Consider the following 19,345-nt stretch of genomic DNA (forward strand, 5'->3'; position numbering starts at 1 on the left):
GGCGCTATCCATCGTTCAGCTAAACTGTCATCTGCGGCACTTCCTCCAGTTTGTAGTACTCATCGAATTTTCCATGATATTCCAGGAAAATCCGTTTGACATTGATAAGTTTTTCTTCAATGTCCTTGACTACTGCATATTCTGCGCCTTCAATATCGAGCTTAAGCATGTCAACTTCCCTGTTCAGCAGGTCCTTCAACCTAATCGCTTTTACCTGGAGTGCCGGCGCCTGGTCTCCGTTGTTAACTTCTTCTATCCGGCTCGCCATAGTGCCTTCGCTATGGAAATTAAGGGTGGTATTTTCGATCCATACAGCTTCCTTTTTTATGGTGACGTTATCCAGTTTCATTGACTTCACATTCTTTTCCAGGTAGCTGTAGTTGAAATCATCCGGTTCAAATGCAATTACCGTTGAGCCAGGATATTTCCACTTAAAATACACTACACTCATGCCGATATTGGCGCCGCAGTCAAGAATATAGGGCGTTTGATTCCCCTCAAAGTCGGTCGAATAAATTTCCTTCAGGAATATTTCGTCTATACTATGCAGGAACTCGTTGTGCCGGTAAAAATGCAGTTTCCCGCCCAGGAACGGGGTGTGATTCTCCCGGTTCTCCTCAAGGTTTTTCAGTCGTCTTACCTGCCACCAGCTGAGTCCTGTTTTATTGAATGGATTTATAAAAACCCGTACAGCCTTCTTCTTAGCCCCATTTAAAATATTATTAATTACTGGCATTTAGTAAGTTTTTATGCAGCTAGCCAGCATTGAGGCTATATTTGCGTAATTGCAAAAAAAGCACTTTTTTCGTTGATATTGTCTTCTATGATCAGTTCCGAATTCAGACCCAGTATATTTCATCCATATTTTTTCATCAGGAAGGGACTTTTAAATAAGATCACGCAGTACAGGCACCTGTTGCATGGAAAACTGCTCGACTTTGGATGCGGCTCAAAACCGTATAGGTCGCTGATCAATGTAAATGAATATGTTGGGGTCGACTTTGTAAACGAAGGGCATCCGCATGACAACGAACAAATAGATATTTTTTATGATGGGAAGCGTATACCTGTAGATGATGGCACGTTCGACTCTGCCCTGAGCAGTGAAGTTTTTGAACACATCTTTAACCTTGATGAAGTTTTGCAGGAACTTTACCGCGTTATAAAGCCTGGCGGAACCATCCTCATAACCTGCCCGTTTGTCTGGAAGGAACATGAACTTCCCAATGATTATGCCCGGTATACCCACTGTGCCTTGAAACACCTGTTTGAAAAGAATGGCTTTTCTATTAAGGAAATGGATAAAAGCGGCAATTTTATTGAAGTATTGTTCCAGTTGCAGGTGCTTTACTTCTATGACAGCTGGTACCCGAAAGTGAGAAAGATTCCGTTGGTCAACCTCATATTCCAGCTCCTGTTTATTACGCTTCCAAACATCGTCGGGGCTCTTCTGAGTAAATTGTTACCACAGAAAAAATCGATGTACCTGAATAATATTATAGTTGCCGAAAGATGCCCGGGAACAAACGCATAGATATAATTGTCCTGGGACATGAGGCGAGTCTTTCCGGGGCACCTCTCTTATTAATGAATTTGCTGGAGCTGTTGCAAAGGCAGGATTCTGTTCATATCCGGCTAAGTGTTCACCGCGACGGTCCCCTTGTTCAGACTTATGCAAAGTATTTTCCGGTTCTTGTTTTGAAGTCAGCTGACTATGGAAGGGAGAAAAATATTGCAAGAAAGATCAGCAATTTCATTCGAAACAAGATACAGTTACTGCGGTTGTTGAAGATGACATGGAATTCGGACCTTATTTTCAGCAACACAATAATCAATGGGAAAGTGCTTAAGGTGCTCGCCCTGGCAGGCAGGCCAGTGATCACCTACGTTCATGAGCTGGAAAATGTGATTGATCTTTATCTCAGGTACGGTGATGCCGGCTATTCTTTAAAACAGTCTTCAGTACTGGCGTACCCTTCACTTAAAGTGCGGAACACTTTGGTTGAGAAATATAAAGTAGATCAGCATCGGTTAATGCCTTTGAACTACTATTTTCCGGTCGACAGCCAACTACTTGGACAACAGGAAATGCGCGACCTGGCCATACAGTCTTTCCGGAACAGGTTTGGATTTTCAGCCGGTGATTTTATTGTTGGCGGAATGGGGCTTGCATCAGCGAGGAAAGGAACCGATCTTTTTATTGAAGTGTATCATGCAGTAAGGCGAAAGAACGCAGAAATAAGGTTTTGCTGGATTGGAGACTTTGAAACCGCAACCATCCGGGAGGAGCTGCTCCAGAAACTTAACCAGGGAAATCCGGATAACTTTGTGTTTACCGGTGTACTTCCACATAGTTATTTCAACCTTGCACCGTTTGAGATCTTCTTCCTGTCAAGTCGCGAAGATCCTTATCCACTTGTGATCCTGGAAGCAGCAATGATGAAAATCCCGGCAATCTGTTTTGCTGATTCAGGAGGTATTCCGGAATTTGTCGATAACGACGCGGGGTGGACAATACCGGGCTTTGATGTCAACTTTGTTTGTAACCTCCTTATTGATCTGTATAAAAACAGGTCCGCCATTGCTGCAAAGGGAAGCGTGGCCTATAACAAAGTGATGGACCGGCATACTGATGCATCACTTATTTTGCAACAATTCAATGACCTCATTAAAGGCATCCAGCGATGACAGGCAACAACCGATACGAGTCTGCTAAAAGCCTGGCCGGTGTTGTCGTGGTTTATAATCCTGACGATTCCGTCGCAGGAAATATCCGTTCATATCTTCCCTTTCTCGACCGGCTATATATCATTGACAACAGCAAACCCGATAATCGCAACCTGCCCGGCGACCTGCTTTCTGATGTGAAAGTGCATTATGTGTTCAAAGACATGAACACCGGTGTGTCTGCGGCATTGAACGAAGCAGCAGGTCTTGCGATCGGAGAAGGATTTTCCTGGTTGATGACTATGGACCAGGATTCATCTTTTGAAAACGGACAGTTGGAAGCCTATGCGGAAGCTTTTAAGTCGTTCAGCTCTATTCCCGGTATCGCTGTTGCGGGCGTGCAGCATGATGCCGGGCATATAAACCTCCAGGAAGTTGAGAAATGGAACCATACAAATGCCGTAATCACATCCGGGTCACTGGTCCGGTTATCAACCTGGGAAGAAATCGGCGGGTTTGATGCGAAACTTTTTATTGATGAAGTAGATCACGAATATTGCTACCGGTCTATCGTTCATGGATACGATGTCATCATTTTATCTTCGGTCGCGATAAAGCACAACCTGGGAAAAACCAGGAAAGCGGGATATCTTTCTGTTTTGTCCAGCCGGGGACGAATACTCCATTCTCCCCAAAGGGTGTATTTCATGGTAAGGAATTATTTGTATGTAAAACACAAATACGGGAAACACTTCCGCGAGGAATTCAGGCGAAGGGACAGGCAGGTGCTCGTGTCTCTCAAGAACAACCTGTTTTTTAACGGTCATTTCCTTGAAACGCTATCAAACATTTTCCAGGGATTTATAGATTACAAAAGGAATAATTTTACGCGGACTATATGAATCCTGCCATTTCCATCTGCATACCGGCTTATAAACGCATAGAATACCTTCAAAAGCTACTGGAGAGCATCAGTATTCAGACCTTCCGCGATTTCGAGGTTGTGATCACTGATGATAGCCCTGACCAGGAAGTGCACCAGTTGTGCCAGCAGTTTGAAAAGGTTTTTCCAATTATTTATTATAAAAACAACCCGGCGCTCGGTACTCCTGAAAACTGGAACGAAGGCATAAGAAGGGCAGGAGGGAAGTGGATCAAGATAATGCATGACGACGACTGGTTTACCGACGAGCATAGCCTGCAGAAGTTTTTCGACGCGACTGAGTCTTCTCCAGATTGCTCATTTTTCTTTGCTGCTTTCCGGAATGTAGATGAGGATTCAGGGAAAAAAGAAGTTGTACGTTGCAGTTTAACAGACATTCTACTGCTAAGGCAGAGTCCGCTTGCCCTTTTCCGTAAAGTATACGTGGGTAACCCGAGTTGTACCCTTATCAGGCGTGATGTTGGATTGTATTACGATTCGGATTTCAAATATGTGGTAGACTTTGAATACTATATCCGGTGCATCAGGAAAGTAAAGAAGTGGAAATACATCGATGAGGTGTTACTACAGATCGGATTTAACCAGTTGCAGGTTACCAAGTACACTTTCCTGGTTAAAGAAGTCCAGGTGCCTGAAAATCACAGGCTGCTGGAAAAACTTGGGGCGCGGATACTGAGGAATTTTCTGGTGTACGATTACTACTGGAGAATGTACAGGAACCTTGGTGTCAGGAGTGAGGAAGAACTGCTGGCTTTATATGGCCGGTCATTGCATCCTATTATAAAGAAGATGATCGGGTTTCAAAAGCATATTCCGCTGTCATTGCTGAAGGTGGGGATATTTTCGAAAGTGCTGATGACAGGCAGCTATATTGCGAGCCTCTTCACAAAGGCGTAATTACATGTTCTCCAGCCGCAGCAATACCTTGATCCGGTAGAGTGCATTTCCCAGGGGACTCTTTAATAAGAAGTTCAATAATTTCAGCCGCAGCTGCCAAAAGTCCAGCCGGAGATCTTTGCCAAAATAGCTTGTATATACCTGCCTGATCTGTTCAAGTGAGCGTAGATAATTTGACTGGCTGATGCCTCCTGCGGCAAACCTGATCATTGGCTTGTCAAGGAAAAGAAATGGTTCATTTCCAATCCGGCACAGGAAATCATAGTCCATCGCAATATCAATGTTCATATTATAGAGCCCATACTTTTCGTGTAACGGCCTCCTGACAAACATGCTCTGGTGCCATACAGAACGCATGCCGCGGTAAAGTTTATGGCGATCGAATGGTTTGCCTAATATTACGGTAACGCCTCCGCGGACAGTTTCCACTTTACTGTGCAGCCAGTTAATCTCCTTATTCGTCCCGAAAGTTTGTATTACTGTACTGATTACATCATCGGTCGCATACATGTCACCCGAATTGAGCATATTGACAATTTCACCTTCGGCGCGTAACACGCCTTTGTTGAATGCGTCCGAAATGCCATGGTCCCTTTCGCTTAACCATTTCCGGTAAACAGGCTGGGGATGTTCTTTGAGATAACTACTGATTTCCGTGTTGGTGGAACCGTCAATTACCCAGTGTTCATAAGGAAGGTGTTGCTGTCGGTCGACCGACTGCATCGTGTATTTCAACTCCTCCAGGTTATTGAAGCAGATGGTAATAACGGAGATCCTTGCTTCCATGGTCAGAGTTTGAATGGTTGAACCAATCCCTTAAGTGCATCAATCCTGAAACGGATGACCGGCCAGGATTTTGATGGGGTTCCTTTCACCGCATACCAGGCACCCAGTGCAACCGATCCGCCCAATTTATAAATGAATTCCAGGATCTTCATCCTGTAGGCATTTTCACTGATCAGTTTCGTCCGGACACGTTCGCCTCTCCCGATTCCTGAGGCGATCCTGTCAAGATATTCGGGTGTCAGTTTTTTCACCTCCACGATGTGGTGGACTTTCACAGACGGGTCATAAAAAACCCGCTTCTGTTTGTTTTTAAGGCGGAAAAAGAATTCTTTCCCTTCACCACAGATCCTAAGCTTCCCGACCACGCCGGGAATAGTTGTATCAAAACCATTGATGAGGAAAAAGTCATCCCTGCGGACAGTCATGTTAGGCTCATAAGGGTAGCGGGTTGGACTAAACTCCGTGACATGATCACTATAATCCAAATTAGCCACCAGCGAAGACACGAAACGTGACATCCACTTAGGTTCTTCGGGAATATATTTGGGAATGATCCGTCCGCCAAGTCCTGAAGCCTCCGGATGCATATCAAAAAAAGCAAGAATTCTTTCCAGGAAATCAGTAAATGCAACAGCATCATCATCCATGAAGGTAATCAACGGTGCTTTTGCGTTTACCGCACCGGCATTTCTTGCAAAAGATGACCCCTGTTGCTTTTCAAGGACATATTTGACTTTAAGGTCAGGATGTGAACTGATATACTGTTCACACAGTTGCCTCGTGTTGTCAGTGCTGTTATTGTCAACTACTATGATCTCATACTTTTCTTTTGGTATGGATTGATTGTATAGACTGTCTAACGCCTGAAGAATATAGTCCGCCCTGTTGTAGGAACTGATAATAACGGAAATACTAACATCTCTCATGTTAAACCAGCTTTTTCCTTTTCCACGACAAAAATGCGAGTCCTATCAACAGCAGGTAAACGATCGCCGAAGAGATCACTGTAATTGACTGGCTAAGTCTGATTACTGGTGGTTCAAACCTGAACTCTATGTCATGACTGCCTGCCGGGATACTCATTCCGCGTAAAATGTAATTGACCTTTACATAAGGAGCAGGCTTGCCATCGATATATGCATTCCAGCCATGATCATAGAATACCTCGCTGAATACCGCGAATTGATCGGAATTGCTGTTGGATTTATATTTTACGATATCATTCAGGTTTTCCAGCCACTGAATAGTTGCGGAAGAATCATAAACAGGTGCTTTACCGGCATTTGACCTATACCTCTCCTGGATGATTGCCGTTTCCTTCAGCGATGCACTGTCAAGGGCCTTCATTTCTTCATCGGCATTTTTTACAAACCTTACTTCGCGGACAAACCAGCTGGGGCCAAATGCCTCGGGATTTTGCCTTGGAACCGGCTGGCCGGTTGAGGGATCCTGCTGGATGAAATAGCGCGTATTCAGCATATTGAATACCTGCATATTTCCTTTGGCAAGCTGGTGGGTGATGATGTCCTGGTAAAGGCCAAGTTTTGCCGGGCTATAACCACCGATTGAATTGTGGAAATAGGAAGCTCTTGAACTTTCAAAAGGATTTGCGTTTTCTGACTGGTCGAAAACACGGAAAGGAAGTTGTGTGTCCTTTTTTATGGCGAGATCAGCAGCTGTTGGCTGAAAGGCTGCTTCGAACTCGTCCTTCTCGACAAAATTCCTGTAGTTCAGGTATCGTCCGGCAATTCCCAACAGGTCTATGGACGATGCGATCAACAGACCAATAAGCAATACCTGTTGTTTTATCTTCCCGGTCTTATAAAAATAAAACAGCCCTGCAGCGACCAGTATAAATATCACTGAGCGTAAGAGATCTGCTCCAAAAAGGCTCTGCCTGTCAGCCCGCAGTGAATTGACCATTGTTTGTGCGAAACCCTCTGCCTGTTGCTGTACATCCGGGGTTACCTGCTTTGCTCCGCCAAGCATTGAGCTAGTGAGCTGCTGTTTAAGCGAAGCGTCGCGCTCGCCGCTGTAGTCGGCCATGAAATAAAATGCGGCAAGAAGCAAGATAACAGCTCCTGCCGTCATCAGGGTCATCCTGAATTTTTTCTTTTTTATTTCATCCGTATCCTTGTCTTCAAGGAATTGCTGTATCCCCAATGCAGCCAGCAAAGGAAAAGTAAGCTGCGGTATAATCAGCGCCATCGAAGGAGCCCTGAACTTGTTGTACAGTGGCAGGAAGTCAAACAGGAAATAGTTAAGAGAAGAAAAGTTTTTTCCCCATGATAAAAAGATTCCGGTAATTGTTGCCGCCAGGATCCACCATTTGTGCCAGCTCTTAACGTAAAATAATCCCAGGATAAACAGGAAGCAGATCACTGCCCCAAAATAGACCGGGCCTGAGGTGCCGGGTTGCGGCCCCCAATACGCAGGCAATTGCTTCACAAAGCTGTTTGCCTGATCTTCCTGCATTCCGGTTTTCTCCATAAGAGTACCGGCTGTTTTGGTATTATCACCAAACTCGCTTTTCAATTCATTATTAACCATGGTCGCTGTACTTCCGCCATATGCGCGGGGCACCAGGAAGGTAGCAGATTCTCCAATCCCATAGCTCCAGCCAAATGCGTAGTCCTTATCAAGTCCGCCTTTGGTTTTATTGGTGCTGTCTGTTGCAACAGTCAGTTCCGATTTTCCGCCACGCATTGTTTCCTTGGCATAATCTTTCAGGGGATACCAGGAAATGGCATATGTGGCCAAACCGAGAATTCCGGCCAGCAGTGCTACACCATATCCGGTGAAGGCTGACTTCAGATCGCTTTCTTTAATGGATTTTACCAGGTAAGCGATACTGATGAGGATCATGACAATGGCAGTATAGTAAACGACCTGGATATGCTGCGTACTGGTTTGCAGTCCGAAAAATAATGCCAGCAGTGTACCTCCTAACAGGTACCTGCGCTGGAAAACAAGTAATAAAGAGCCGATTACAGCAGGTGCATACCCGATAGCAATCATTTGTGTGTTGTGTCCAACGGCAATGATTATAGGATCAAAAGTTGAGTAGGCATAGGCCAGGGCAGCCATAATACCTGCAAGCGGGTTAACCCGCAATACCATGGCAAGGAAATAAAAAGTTACACATGCGAGAAAGAAGAAACTCATCGGTTCCGGCAATGCCAGCGTAATCAGTGACTGGATATAAATAGTTTCAAGTGGTGCGCCGTTCGAAGTGAAGGTATACGCAGGCATACCACTGAACATACTGTTCGACCAAAGCGGAAAGTGACCATGTTGTTCCTTGAATTCAAAAGATTGCTGGGCCATTCCCTTCCAGCCCTGGATATCGTGTTGTTCAACAACCTTGCCCTGAAGTGCAGGCTGACAATAAATAACCGAAACAACCAGAAATATTAAAATTGCGATAATGTGTGGTGTCGCTGTTTTGAGCCAGGTTGACTTCATAATTCCTGTTTGACTTTTTCAGCTGGCAAAATAATACATATTTTACAGGTTTATGGTTTTTCAAAAGATCAATAAACTTGCATTCATTTGCAACCTGGCCTTCCTTACGGCAATGCTGATGCGGGTTTATCCATTTATGCAGGGCACAAAAGCAGAGTCGGTGATCCTTATTGCCGGACTGGTCATCTCACCGGTATCAAACCTCCTTGTGTCAATATTCTACTGGTGGTCCTATATAAGGAAGCCTGTTAAAGCGGACCTGGTATTCTGGTTCAACCAGGTAATGTTAGCTATCCAGGTGTTGCTTATCATTTCGGGAATATTATCTTTATCCAATATCTGATTATGATTCATAATATCATTAAAGACAAACCGACCCGCCTGTTTATCATCCTCGGCGGATTCTTTATTGCCAATGCGATTCTCGCTGAAGTGATAGGGGTGAAGATTTTTTCCCTTGAAGAAACCTTTGGTTTCCCTGATGCTACTTTTTCTTTGCTTGGTGAAGAAGGCCTGTCGTTCGACCTAACGGTAGGCGTTTTGCCATGGCCGATTGTGTTTATCATGACAGACATTGTGAATGAATACTACGGGGTCAGGGGAGTTCGCTTTTTATCGGTGCTGACTGCCGGGCTCATAGCTTTCGCTTTTGTAGTGTTTTATTTTTCGATCAGAACGGCACCTGCTGAATGGTGGCGTCTTTCGCAGGACAAAAACGGGGTGCCTGATATGCAGGCAGCATATACTCAGATACTTGGTCAGGGAATGAATATCATCGTTGCATCGCTTACTGCATTCCTGATCGGCCAGCTGACGGATGCGACAGTTTTCAGGCAGATCAAGAAGCTTACAGGAGAAAAAAGGATCTGGATGCGTGCCACGGTCTCCACATTGTTTTCCCAGTTCGTTGATACCGTCGTGGTCTCCTACATTTATTTGTATTTCGCACTCGGCTTCTCCTTTCCGCGGGTTACCGCAATAGCCATCGTCGGCTATACCTATAAGTTTGCCATCGCCATTCTATGCACGCCGTTTATTTACCTTATCCATGGAATGATTGAAAAATACCTGGGACACAAACAGGCAGCCGATATGAAGAAAGCTGCCCTTGAACTGCAGCCGGGAACCAGCTAAACATCTTTGCCCATCACAAAATCATCCATTACATACCCGTTACCAATATCGATCACTTCTTCCTTTTCAATATTAAATCCCATTGCCTCGTAAAAACTAATGGCTTTGTTTTGTTTGTTCACGTTCAGAACCAGGTGGGCTCCGTTATGTGTACGGACTTCCTCTTCCACCATATCCAGCAAAGCCCTGCCAACACCCTTGCCCTGCAACCCTGGTAACACGTACAGCTTATGCAGTTTCCATGTTGCTTTGTCGACAGGTCCGAATGAAGCAAAGCCGACTTCTCCCAATTCAATTTCCGCTATTATAAAGCGGTGATTGAGCTGGAGAATCTGGTTTTCCAGGGACTCGGGACTGTAAAACAGGTCCAGCATGTAATTCATCTGGTCTGATGAAAGAATGTCTTTATAGGTTACGGGCCAAACCTGGTGGGCCAGGTATCCGATCGTACCGATATCATCCTGGTCTGCACTTCTTATAACTAATGCCTCGCTCATATATCAGGCTGAATTGTTTGTGGTGTTGAAATATTTTTTGGACAGGCTTTGGTGCATTTTAATGGCTTTCCACGACAGCCTGATGGCAACGAGGTACGATAGAATCGCACTGGCGAACAGTATGCTTGTAGACGTATTCCTGGTAATGCTGCTGTCTGCCTGCACAAAAAGGAAAAGGTCAAAAAGGCCATGGAAAAAAACAGCGAGTAGCAATCCCCTTACCATCAATTGAACTGAATGCCCGCGACTTGTAAATTTAGCTAACCCTACATAATAGCCCATAAGAATTCCAAAAGTTGCATGTGCGGGAACTGACAGGAACATGCGAAGAAATCCAGTTTCATATCCCCTCTGCACTACATAAACAATATTTTCCACCGTCGCAAATCCCATTGCAACCATTACACCATATATAATGCCATCAAAGGGTTCATTGAAAAATTTTCGGGGAAAGGCATAGAACCTTAACATCAGGTATTTACAGGTTTCCTCTCCCAGGGCAACGACCAGGAACGCAAAGATGATATAATAGGTCCAACCTGTAGCTGACATCAGGTGATTGAGTAAAGTAAATCCTGCCCATTGTAAAATCATTGCAGGCAATGTAACTGCCATCCCCAACAGGAACGCTTTAACCAAAGCCCTGAATGGCTCTTTGTCATATTTATCCCTCAGGTAGATAAACCAGATAATAGCGATACCTGGTGCCAGTGCCAAAGCCAGCAATTCCATATTTTAGGGTTTGTTGCGCTGAAATTAGTGAATTAATATTGACAGAGAATTTACAGTATGCGTAAGACCCTGGTTGCTATTCTTTTCCTGGTTACGTTTTTATCAGTCCGCGCCCAGCAATTTGGTGGTCACCCGCCTTCTCAACGCTGGATGCAGATCAGGACTCCTTCAGTTCGCGTGATTTATCCACAAGGGTGGGATAGTTCTTCGCGGCGTATTGCGACAGTCGTGAACCTGGTAACATCGTTGCACGATAGTTCAATAGGCAGCAGGCTTATGCGCACCAACATAATTCTGCAACACCAGACTACCATTCCCAATGGGTATGTGGCCCTTGCACCTTTCCGCAGCGAATTTTATATGACCCCGCCGTCAAATCCCTTTGAGCTGGGCTCATTGGCCTGGGGCGACCAGTTAGCTCTTCACGAGTGGAGACATGTTCAACAGTACAGCAATTTCAATCGCGGACTTGCGAAGGTCTTCCGCGTACTGCTGGGACAACAAGGACAGGCATTTGCCAATGCGCTTACCGTACCTGACTGGTTCTTTGAAGGGGATGCCGTTTTCCAGGAAACGCGGATGAGCAGGCAGGGACGTGGCAGGCTTCCCTCATTCTTCAATGGCTACCGCTCAATCTGGGAGGCAGGAACAAATTATTCTTATATGAAGTTGCGTAACGGTTCATACAGGCATTTTGTTCCTGATCATTATGAAATGGGCTATCAACTTGTTGCCAATGGGAACGAACAATACGGGCCGGGCTTCTGGAAGAAGGTGTCTGAAAATGCTGCGGCCATGAAGGGGTTTTTTTATCCTTTTCAGAAAGCTGTAAAACGTTATAGTGGAATATCCTTTGCCAGGTTTGTGGACAGTTCCCTGCTGGCAAACCGCACAAGACTCGGCGTTCCGTCTTCTGCACTGCGGAAGGGTGGCCCTGAAGTGATTAACGAGGAGAACCCTGTTTACACAGAATCGGGTGATCTGTTGCTGGTACGTTCGTCATATAAACAGGTCCCTTCATTTTACCTGCGAACGGGGCAGAAGGACCATTTTATCCGGACCAGGGATATGTCATTGGATAACTATTTTGCTTATGCGAACGGCAAGATAGTTTATGCTTCCTTTCGTCGCGATACCCGTTGGAGCTGGATCGATTATAGCGAACTTCAGTTACTGGACTTACATTCAGGTAAACAACAGCGGATAACCGAAAAATCAAAGTATTTCATGCCTTCCCTTTCTGCCGGAGGGGATTCGATTGTGACAGTAGAGGCAAGTTCTGCAGGCAAATATGCCCTTCATATCCTGGATGTTTCCGGTGGGTTGGTTAAAGCCATACCCAATAAACAATCCCACTATTATTCTCATCCGATGTTTTACCAGGGGAAGATCATCACAGCTGCCAGGAATTCCGCAGGTGATATGTCTCTTCTCCTTGTGGATCCTGCTAACGGGAATGAGCATCCGCTTACGGAATGGAGTCAGAACCTGGTTGGGTATCCTTCCGGAAAAGGCGACACTATTTGTTTCACCATGACCAGCAATGGGCGGGACCGGAATTTTGCACTCGTTTTTTCGTCACGGCAATTACTGGAGTGGAAAGAGGAACGAGATGTGTCTGTCACGGGTGAATACCAGCCTTCGGTTTTTGGCAGCAGGCTGGTAAGCAGCAGGTTTACGGCCGGGGGATATAAGATCTCCGAGCAAACTGCCGGTGTTTCTCAATGGCAGCCTGTTGAATCAATCCGTCCGCTGACTGCTTTCGGATTATTAGCAGGTGACAAACCTTTGGTTGATGTTCTGGCAAAGGACACTGTGTTGAACCCCGGTACCAGCAACTACCGGAAGACGACGAAGTTCTTTAATTTTCACAGCTGGCTGCCATATTATGAAGATCCCGAACTGAGCTTCACCATATTCGGCCAGAATCTCCTGAATACAATGCAAAGTGAATTATACATTTTGTATAACAACAACGAAGGCTTTAAGGAAATCGGGTTCGCAGGAGTGTATGGTGGATGGTTTCCCTACATCAACGCCGGGTTGAGTTATACCCTCGACAGGCGGGCCAGGCTGGAAAATAAACAGGTTTACTGGAATGAACTGGAAGCACAAACCGGGTTCCAGGTGCCGCTAAACCTCAGTAAGGGCAGAAGCATCAGTAATCTTACATTCGGCTCCGACCTGGTTTATAATCATGCCTTCTTCCCCGAACCTCAGAAAACACAATATGGAATCGAGCCATATTTTTACCTGGATAACGACTTGCGGTTTAGTCACCAGGTACAACAGGCTAAGCAACATATCTTTCCAAGATGGGCACAGACAATGCGGTTGCAATACAGGGATGCGCTTAACCAGTTTGATTCCTGGCAGTTAATGGCCACCGGTAGTCTTTATTTCCCGGGATTATCAGTCAACCATAGTTTCAGCATGAACCTGGCAGCGCAGCAACGCGACAGCTCAACCGGTATCCGGTTTACCAATGATTTCCCATTTGCCCGTGGCTACAGTGATGAAAATCTTTTTCGCATGGGCAAGATCGGAGTGAATTACCAGTTGCCAATTGCTTACCCGGATGCAGGACTCTGGAACATTGTTTACCTGATGAGAATGCGGATGAATTTTTTCTATGACCATGCTGTCGCCAAAGATTCGCAAAGGTTCGCGACCGATGGCTTTGTAAACTTCCGTTCAACCGGCACAGAACTTTTTTTTGACACCAAATGGTGGAATCAATTGCCCGTCAGTTTCGGCATCCGGTATTCGAGGTTACTCGACGATGATGTATTTGGGGGGACGGGACGCGACAGGATTGATTTCGTGATTCCCGTAAACCTGATCCAGGCCAGGGGTGCAGGAAATAAATGAACTTCCAGATAAAAAGGGCTTCCTGTTAACGGAAGCCCTTTTACAATTCAGATCTTAGACAAACTGTCTTCTATCACTTTTATCTTACTGATGGTGTCTTCTTTTTTCTTCTTTTCCATTTCCACAACATCCGGCTTGGCATTCTGAACAAAACGTTCGTTACCGAGCTTCTTCTCTACACTTACCAGGAACCCTTTAAGGTATTCCAGTTCACGAACCAGTTCCTCACGGTGGTGACCGGAGTCGATTGGTTGTTCTGTTTCAATATAAAACTGGTCGCGGTCAATTACAGTAGCGATAGTATTCGGAACTGCAGCTTCCACAAAATGAAGGCTACCGTTTACCTGCTTTTCAAGTATGGACCTGATCATCGCATATATATCCTTGTTAGAGGTATTGACATGCACACTTATCGACTCCTTCGGTTTGATCTGGCTCCTGTTCCTGACGTCGCGGATGCCGGTAATCACATCTTTCAGTAATACGCCTTCGTCAAGAAACTTCACTGCATCTTTCCCATTGATGTCGCGCTCAAAGGTTTCAGGTTTGCTGAACTGGCGGATGCACAGGTCGTCTCCTTCCTTTCGGTCTCTCAACTGGTGGTAAATCTCTTCGGTAATGAAAGGCATAAAAGGATGAAGCAGCTGAACAAGTTCTTCAAAGAATCCTATTGCTGATTCCAGGTGATCTTTATTTACAGGCGCGTCATACGCTGGCTTGATCCACTCAAGATACCAACTGCAATAGTCGTCCCAGATAAGAGAATAAATCGTTTTCAACGCTTCGCTCAGGCGGAATTGCGTCATCAGCTGGTCAACTTCCAGGCGTGCTGCATTGAGGCGGCACCTGAACCAGTAGTTCGGCCAGTTGGTGGTATGATCCTGGTCATCATTAACCGTTGTTTCGGCTGCACGTGCCTTCCACATGCCGATCAGCTTCAGGGCATTCCACATCTTGTTGTTGAAGTTCCTTCCCTGTTCAATTGATGATTCGTCGAACAGCAGGTCGTTGCCGGCAGGAGAGAGGATCATTATGCCAAATCGAACGGCATCGGCGCCATATTTGTCAATCAGCTCGAGAAGATCCGGTGAGTTCCCCAGGCTCTTACTCATTTTACGTCCCTGCTTGTCACGAACCATCCCCGTGAAGTAAACATCGCGGAATGGAATCATTTTTTCATAATGCATCCCTGCCATTACCATACGGGCGACCCAGAAGAAAATGATATCCTGGCCGGTAACCAGCACCGAAGTAGGGTAGTAGTACCTTACTTCTTTATTTCCCGGATCGGTAATCCCGTTAAATACTTCCATTGGCCAGAGCCAGGAAGAGAACCATGTGTCCAACACATCATTGTCCTGGGTCAACTGGTCTATGGTTAATCGGGTCAGGTCAAAAGCCGGCTGGCTGATGATCTCTTCCCAGGCTTCTTCTCTTGTCGCGGCAACAACACAGGCTCCATCCGGGGTATACCAGGCGGGAATCTGTTGCCCCCACCACAATTGGCGACTGATACACCAATCCTTTACATTTTCAAGCCAGTACCGGTAAGTGGCCAGGAATTTGTCTCCCGGATGAATCCGGATGTCTCCTTTCAGGACCGCTTCCAGGGCGGGCGTTGCCATCTCTTTCATCTTCAGGAACCACTGGGTCGAGATTCGGGGCTCAACTACAGCGCCTGTGCGCTGGCTGTATCCAAGCCGGGTCTGGTATTCTTCTTCCTTTACCAGTGATCCGTTCTCTTTCAGTGCAGCAATCACCAGTTTCCGGGCTTTGAACCTGTCTTCACCGATGAAAACACCTGCGGCTTCACTGAGTGTTCCGTCTTCGTTGAGTGTATCAACTACTTCGAGGTTGTGTTTGAGGCCGAGGTTATAGTCATTGATATCATGCGCAGGAGTAACTTTCAATGCACCGGTTCCGAAAGCAGGATCTACATATTCATCAAAAATGATCGGGATCCGCCTGTTGACGAGCGGTACAAATGCATGCGCATTTTTAAGGTGGGCATACCTGGGATCATTGGGATTAACACATATTGCCGTGTCTCCCATGATGGTCTCAGGTCGTTGTGTGGCAATCACAATGCTTTCTTCAGATCCTTCAATTTTATAATTGACATGGTAAAGTTTACCATGAATGTCTTTGTATTCGACTTCCTCGTCACTTAAGGCAGTCTTTGCCTCCGGATCCCAGTTGATCATCCGCGCACCGCGATAGATCAGGCCTTTTTTAGACAGGTCAACAAATACCTTGATCACCGCCTTATAGTAGTGGTCATCCATGGTAAATGTTACCCGGCTCCAGTCAACACTGCAACCCAGCCGGTCAATCTGGTTGTAGATGATCCCGCCATATTTCTCCTTCCACTCAAAAGCATAACGAAGAAATTCTGCACGGGTAAGGTCAGACTTGTGAATGCCTTTTTCCTTTTCGAGCATCTGAACAACCTTTGCTTCGGTCGCGATAGAGGCGTGGTCGCTACCAGGTACCCAGCAGGCATTGAAACCACTCATCCGCGCCTTCCTGACGAGGATATCCTGGACGGTTTCATTCAATGTATGACCCATGTGGAGAACGCCGGTTACGTTCGGTGGCGGGATCACTACCGTAAACGACGGACGATGGTCAGGAGTGCTGTTAAAATATTTCCGGTCTGTCCAATGCTGGTTCCATTTTGGCTCGGCTTCAGCAGGTATAAAATTCTTGCTCAGTTCCATACAAAATTCTGATACTTATTACTTAGGGCTGCAAAAATAAGAAATCGCTACCTAGCTTCCCGTTCAAGCGAAGAGAAATGCTTAAATTGACCTAAGGTTCCGACTGTTGAATTCAACCGGATACTATGGCGACCCGATTTATCCTGCTTTTTATTGTTTTATTCCTGTGCCGACAGCTGAATGGGCAGCAAACGCCCGGAAATGACAGCCTGTTGCCGCGGGACAGTGTGCCCCCGGGCGACAGTGTCGGCCGGCAATTGGTGACCGGGGAACGACTGAGCTCCGACTCTGTTTCCTCCCAGGTAGTGGTGAAGCTGGAACAACTTACTTCCGCCCTGAACAAAGTGAACGGGTTCCTGAAAAGAGGGCTGGATACTGCGGAAATTCACCATGAATTACCCCGGATCAGGAACCTGCTGGATAATATTAAAACGGGACTTTATTCCAGTGAAGTGCCTCCTAACCTGAGAAGCCTTAATGCTTCCAAAACCATACTGACCCAGGCCGCAGCGCAACTTGACGGCTGGCAGGCAGACCTGGAAAAATACCAGTCTGTTCTCAGGGATCTAAAAAATGAAATCAGCAACATTGTAAATGATTCCGTATTTAAAAAACTGGCGGGTGATACCGCGTTGTTCAATTTTTACCTCTCACAGCTCACCGACCAGGGTAAAAAATGGACCGTCCTGCGTGAGCAATTCCGTGACCAGGTAAACAATATTTCCTTCCTACTTCACAATGTCGGCGTAACCTCAATTGAGGCAACGGACCTGATCGACGAGGTGAATTACCGGATGAGTATGTTAAAGCGGAAAATGCTGACCAAGACCGAACCTTTTATCTGGGAGGTTACTTCGGCCGGACAGGATGGTCTCCTGCGGTCCATTGCCAGGTCAGTATTGCCAAACTGGCGACTTGTCCGGTATTACCTGAAAGATCACTGGAGCGGACCCCTGTTCATGCTTTCCCTGACAGGCCTGTTTGCGTTGTGGGTCCGGGCTAACCTCAGCAAGGTCCGGAAAATTGCAGCCAGCCAATTTGCACATCCACTCAAGTACCTGGGGAGAAGTTACATTTTGTCATCCCTGATGCTCTTTTTCACAATTACACCATTTTTTTCTAGTAGTCCGCCTGCAGTTTACATTGAGATTCTCTGGGTAGTCATGATCCTTGTTGCCTCCCGGCTCGCCTGGCCTGACTGGTCCGTCAACTACCACCGGTACTGGCGCACAGTGGTGCTTGTTTTCCTGCTTGTCGGTTATGACAACCTGCTGATAAGTACTTCAGTGGGGGAACGATACGGAATGCTTGCGCTCAATATTGCTGCTATGGTTGCCGGCTGGCGCCTGTTCCGCGAAGTGAAACGGGAACCATTGCGGTACCCGGTTTTCCAGGATGAAGTTTTGTGGCTCTTTGTCGGAGCGAATGTGATTGCAATGATGCTTAATGTTTTCGGTCGTTTTACATTGTCGAAGCTGATCAGTAATGCTGCCGTGATCGGAATTGGTCAGGCATTGGCTTTCTACCTGCTCGTAGAGATCATTATTGAAGCGTTTTATCTTCATTATGAAGGTAACCGGCACAGTCGTACCGCGGCATTTTTCCTGCAACCCCGGGTAAAGGAAAAGTTCCGGAACCTCCTTGTTGTACTTGGAGTGATCTTCTGGCTGATGGCATTCCTGTGGAGCTTGAATATGATAGATACCACAACGGAACTCCTCAGTGATTTCCTGAGTACGTCCAGGAATATAGGCAGCATGGATTTTACGCTTGGCAGCATATTCATATTCATGCTGGTTTTCTATATTTCCATTGTCATTTCCAACCTGCTGAATTTTTTCTTCGGCGGAAGTGAACAACATTTTGGAGCTGCAAGGAAGAGTAAGGTAGGTTCCTGGATCCTGGTGATCAGGTTATTTGTTATTTCTGTCGGATTCCTGCTTGCCATGGGAGCAGCCGGAATACCGCTTGACAAACTGGCTATCATTCTTGGCGCACTTGGTGTGGGTATCGGTTTTGGTTTACAGAATATTGTGAACAACCTCGTCAGCGGTATAATTCTCGCATTCGAAAAACCTATGGATGTCGGGGATGTGATTGAGATCGGGACCAATTCAGGAAGGGTGAAAGAAGTGGGGATCCGCAGCAGCAAGATCAGCACATTTGATGGGGCGGAAATCATAGTTCCTAACGGAGATTTCATTTCGCAGCGCCTGATCAACTGGACGCATAGTAACTCTTACAGGCGCATCGACCTGACGATAGGAGTCGCCTATGGAACCGATCTCGATATCGCCCAGCAAACCATTCAGCAGGTTCTCGACGGGGAAAAAGACATTGTGGCCCAGCCAGCGCCTGCGATCTTATGGAATGAAATGGGGAATAACGCGGTAATGGTTAAGGTCTATTTCTGGACCAGTGATTTCGACAGCTGGGTCAACCTGAAAAGCAAGATGATCAAAGCCATTTACAACAGGTTTGGCGAAAAAGGAATCAATATACCTTTTCCGCAACAGGATCTTCACATCCGTTCGGTTGATATCGATGTATTGCGAAGGTGGCGGGAATTCGATGGAACAGAAGAAGAAAATGAAAATGCTAAATAATTTAGTCCGATCGTGTTGATTGTTATA

At 46.0% G+C, this 19,345-nt stretch carries 15 protein-coding genes; 8 read left to right on the forward strand and 7 right to left on the reverse strand.

Annotated elements, in window-relative coordinates:
- Positions 1–19: 19 nt before the first annotated feature.
- Positions 20–736 carry an FkbM family methyltransferase gene (locus tag OI18_RS24025; RefSeq protein WP_052273458.1) on the reverse strand — a complete coding sequence of 239 codons (717 nt, stop codon included), beginning with the start codon at positions 734–736 and terminating at the stop codon, positions 20–22.
- A gap of 87 nt (positions 737–823) precedes the next feature.
- Here OI18_RS24025 and OI18_RS21160 point away from each other — a divergent pair, with 87 nt between their 5' ends.
- The 4 genes from OI18_RS21160 to OI18_RS24035 are packed head-to-tail and all read left to right on the forward strand — an operon-like array spanning position 824 to position 4,507.
- Positions 824–1,534, forward strand: a complete 711-nt coding sequence (locus OI18_RS21160) for a methyltransferase domain-containing protein (protein ID WP_052273459.1) — start codon at positions 824–826, stop codon at positions 1,532–1,534.
- Positions 1,513–2,688: a glycosyltransferase family 4 protein gene (locus OI18_RS21165; protein WP_072039059.1), complete on the forward strand. Its 1,176-nt coding sequence runs from the start codon at positions 1,513–1,515 to the stop codon at positions 2,686–2,688. The genes OI18_RS21160 and OI18_RS21165 overlap by 22 nt, the downstream gene beginning before the upstream one ends.
- Positions 2,685–3,569, forward strand: a complete 885-nt coding sequence (locus tag OI18_RS24030) for a glycosyltransferase (RefSeq protein WP_052273460.1) — start codon at positions 2,685–2,687, stop codon at positions 3,567–3,569. Before OI18_RS21165 ends, OI18_RS24030 begins: the two co-directional genes overlap by 4 nt.
- Positions 3,566–4,507: a glycosyltransferase family 2 protein gene (locus OI18_RS24035; RefSeq protein ID WP_052273461.1), complete on the forward strand. Its 942-nt coding sequence runs from the start codon at positions 3,566–3,568 to the stop codon at positions 4,505–4,507. The genes OI18_RS24030 and OI18_RS24035 overlap by 4 nt, the downstream gene beginning before the upstream one ends.
- Here the strand turns inward: OI18_RS24035 and OI18_RS21180 are convergent, their stop codons facing one another.
- The 3 genes from OI18_RS21180 to OI18_RS21190 are packed head-to-tail and all read right to left on the reverse strand — an operon-like array spanning position 4,508 to position 8,758.
- Positions 4,508–5,293, reverse strand: coding sequence for a glycosyltransferase (locus OI18_RS21180; RefSeq protein WP_039143795.1), 786 nt, complete (start codon positions 5,291–5,293; stop codon positions 4,508–4,510).
- A gap of 2 nt (positions 5,294–5,295) precedes the next feature.
- A complete protein-coding gene (locus tag OI18_RS21185) occupies positions 5,296–6,219 on the reverse strand; it encodes a glycosyltransferase (protein ID WP_039143797.1) in 924 nt (307 codons plus the stop codon).
- 1 nt (position 6,220) lies between these two features.
- Entirely contained in the window at positions 6,221–8,758 is a 2,538-nt protein-coding gene (locus OI18_RS21190) for a YfhO family protein (protein WP_039143800.1), read from the reverse strand.
- A gap of 52 nt (positions 8,759–8,810) precedes the next feature.
- On the opposite strand from OI18_RS21190, the gene OI18_RS21195 reads away from it, so the two are divergent.
- The gene (locus tag OI18_RS21195; protein ID WP_039143802.1) at positions 8,811–9,101 is read left to right on the forward strand and encodes a hypothetical protein; all 291 of its coding nucleotides are present in this window, start codon (positions 8,811–8,813) and stop codon (positions 9,099–9,101) included.
- Between the two features lie 2 nt (positions 9,102–9,103).
- The gene (locus tag OI18_RS21200) at positions 9,104–9,892 is read left to right on the forward strand and encodes a queuosine precursor transporter (protein ID WP_039143804.1); all 789 of its coding nucleotides are present in this window, start codon (positions 9,104–9,106) and stop codon (positions 9,890–9,892) included.
- On the opposite strand, the gene OI18_RS21205 is transcribed toward OI18_RS21200, so the two are convergent.
- Both OI18_RS21205 and OI18_RS21210 read right to left on the reverse strand, forming a co-directional pair.
- On the reverse strand, positions 9,889–10,389 hold the full coding sequence (locus tag OI18_RS21205) for a GNAT family N-acetyltransferase (protein ID WP_052273462.1): 501 nt from the start codon (positions 10,387–10,389) through the stop codon (positions 9,889–9,891). The two genes, OI18_RS21200 and OI18_RS21205, sit on opposite strands and share 4 nt — an antisense overlap.
- Positions 10,390–10,392: 3 nt before the next feature.
- Positions 10,393–11,121: a PrsW family glutamic-type intramembrane protease gene (locus OI18_RS21210; RefSeq protein ID WP_039143806.1), complete on the reverse strand. Its 729-nt coding sequence runs from the start codon at positions 11,119–11,121 to the stop codon at positions 10,393–10,395.
- A 57-nt stretch (positions 11,122–11,178) separates the two neighbouring features.
- On the opposite strand from OI18_RS21210, the gene OI18_RS21215 reads away from it, so the two are divergent.
- Complete coding sequence (locus OI18_RS21215; RefSeq protein ID WP_039143808.1) at positions 11,179–13,992, forward strand: TolB family protein; 2,814 nt, start codon at positions 11,179–11,181, stop codon at positions 13,990–13,992.
- Between the two features lie 47 nt (positions 13,993–14,039).
- On the opposite strand, the gene OI18_RS21220 is transcribed toward OI18_RS21215, so the two are convergent.
- Positions 14,040–16,712, reverse strand: a complete 2,673-nt coding sequence (locus tag OI18_RS21220) for a valine--tRNA ligase (RefSeq protein ID WP_039143811.1) — start codon at positions 16,710–16,712, stop codon at positions 14,040–14,042.
- A gap of 125 nt (positions 16,713–16,837) precedes the next feature.
- Here OI18_RS21220 and OI18_RS21225 point away from each other — a divergent pair, with 125 nt between their 5' ends.
- The gene (locus OI18_RS21225) at positions 16,838–19,318 is read left to right on the forward strand and encodes a mechanosensitive ion channel family protein (protein WP_039143813.1); all 2,481 of its coding nucleotides are present in this window, start codon (positions 16,838–16,840) and stop codon (positions 19,316–19,318) included.
- Positions 19,319–19,345 lie beyond the last annotated feature (27 nt).

The sequence above is a fragment of the Flavihumibacter solisilvae genome (assembly GCF_000814475.1).
GTDB lineage: Bacteria > Bacteroidota > Bacteroidia > Chitinophagales > Chitinophagaceae > Flavihumibacter > Flavihumibacter solisilvae.

Coding starts and splice junctions, on each gene's coding strand:
- OI18_RS21160 (WP_052273459.1), top strand. CDS start 824: ATGATCAGTTCCGAATTCAGACCCAGTATATTTCATCCATATTTTTTC.
- OI18_RS24025 (WP_052273458.1), bottom strand. CDS start 736: ATGCCAGTAATTAATAATATTTTAAATGGGGCTAAGAAGAAGGCTGTA.
- OI18_RS24035 (WP_052273461.1), top strand. CDS start 3,566: ATGAATCCTGCCATTTCCATCTGCATACCGGCTTATAAACGCATAGAA.
- OI18_RS21165 (WP_072039059.1), top strand. CDS start 1,513: ATGCCCGGGAACAAACGCATAGATATAATTGTCCTGGGACATGAGGCG.
- OI18_RS21180 (WP_039143795.1), bottom strand. CDS start 5,293: ATGGAAGCAAGGATCTCCGTTATTACCATCTGCTTCAATAACCTGGAG.
- OI18_RS21210 (WP_039143806.1), bottom strand. CDS start 11,121: ATGGAATTGCTGGCTTTGGCACTGGCACCAGGTATCGCTATTATCTGG.
- OI18_RS21200 (WP_039143804.1), top strand. CDS start 9,104: ATGATTCATAATATCATTAAAGACAAACCGACCCGCCTGTTTATCATC.
- OI18_RS21190 (WP_039143800.1), bottom strand. CDS start 8,758: ATGAAGTCAACCTGGCTCAAAACAGCGACACCACACATTATCGCAATT.
- OI18_RS24030 (WP_052273460.1), top strand. CDS start 2,685: ATGACAGGCAACAACCGATACGAGTCTGCTAAAAGCCTGGCCGGTGTT.
- OI18_RS21215 (WP_039143808.1), top strand. CDS start 11,179: ATGCGTAAGACCCTGGTTGCTATTCTTTTCCTGGTTACGTTTTTATCA.
- OI18_RS21185 (WP_039143797.1), bottom strand. CDS start 6,219: ATGAGAGATGTTAGTATTTCCGTTATTATCAGTTCCTACAACAGGGCG.
- OI18_RS21205 (WP_052273462.1), bottom strand. CDS start 10,389: ATGAGCGAGGCATTAGTTATAAGAAGTGCAGACCAGGATGATATCGGT.
- OI18_RS21225 (WP_039143813.1), top strand. CDS start 16,838: ATGGCGACCCGATTTATCCTGCTTTTTATTGTTTTATTCCTGTGCCGA.
- OI18_RS21195 (WP_039143802.1), top strand. CDS start 8,811: ATGGTTTTTCAAAAGATCAATAAACTTGCATTCATTTGCAACCTGGCC.
- OI18_RS21220 (WP_039143811.1), bottom strand. CDS start 16,712: ATGGAACTGAGCAAGAATTTTATACCTGCTGAAGCCGAGCCAAAATGG.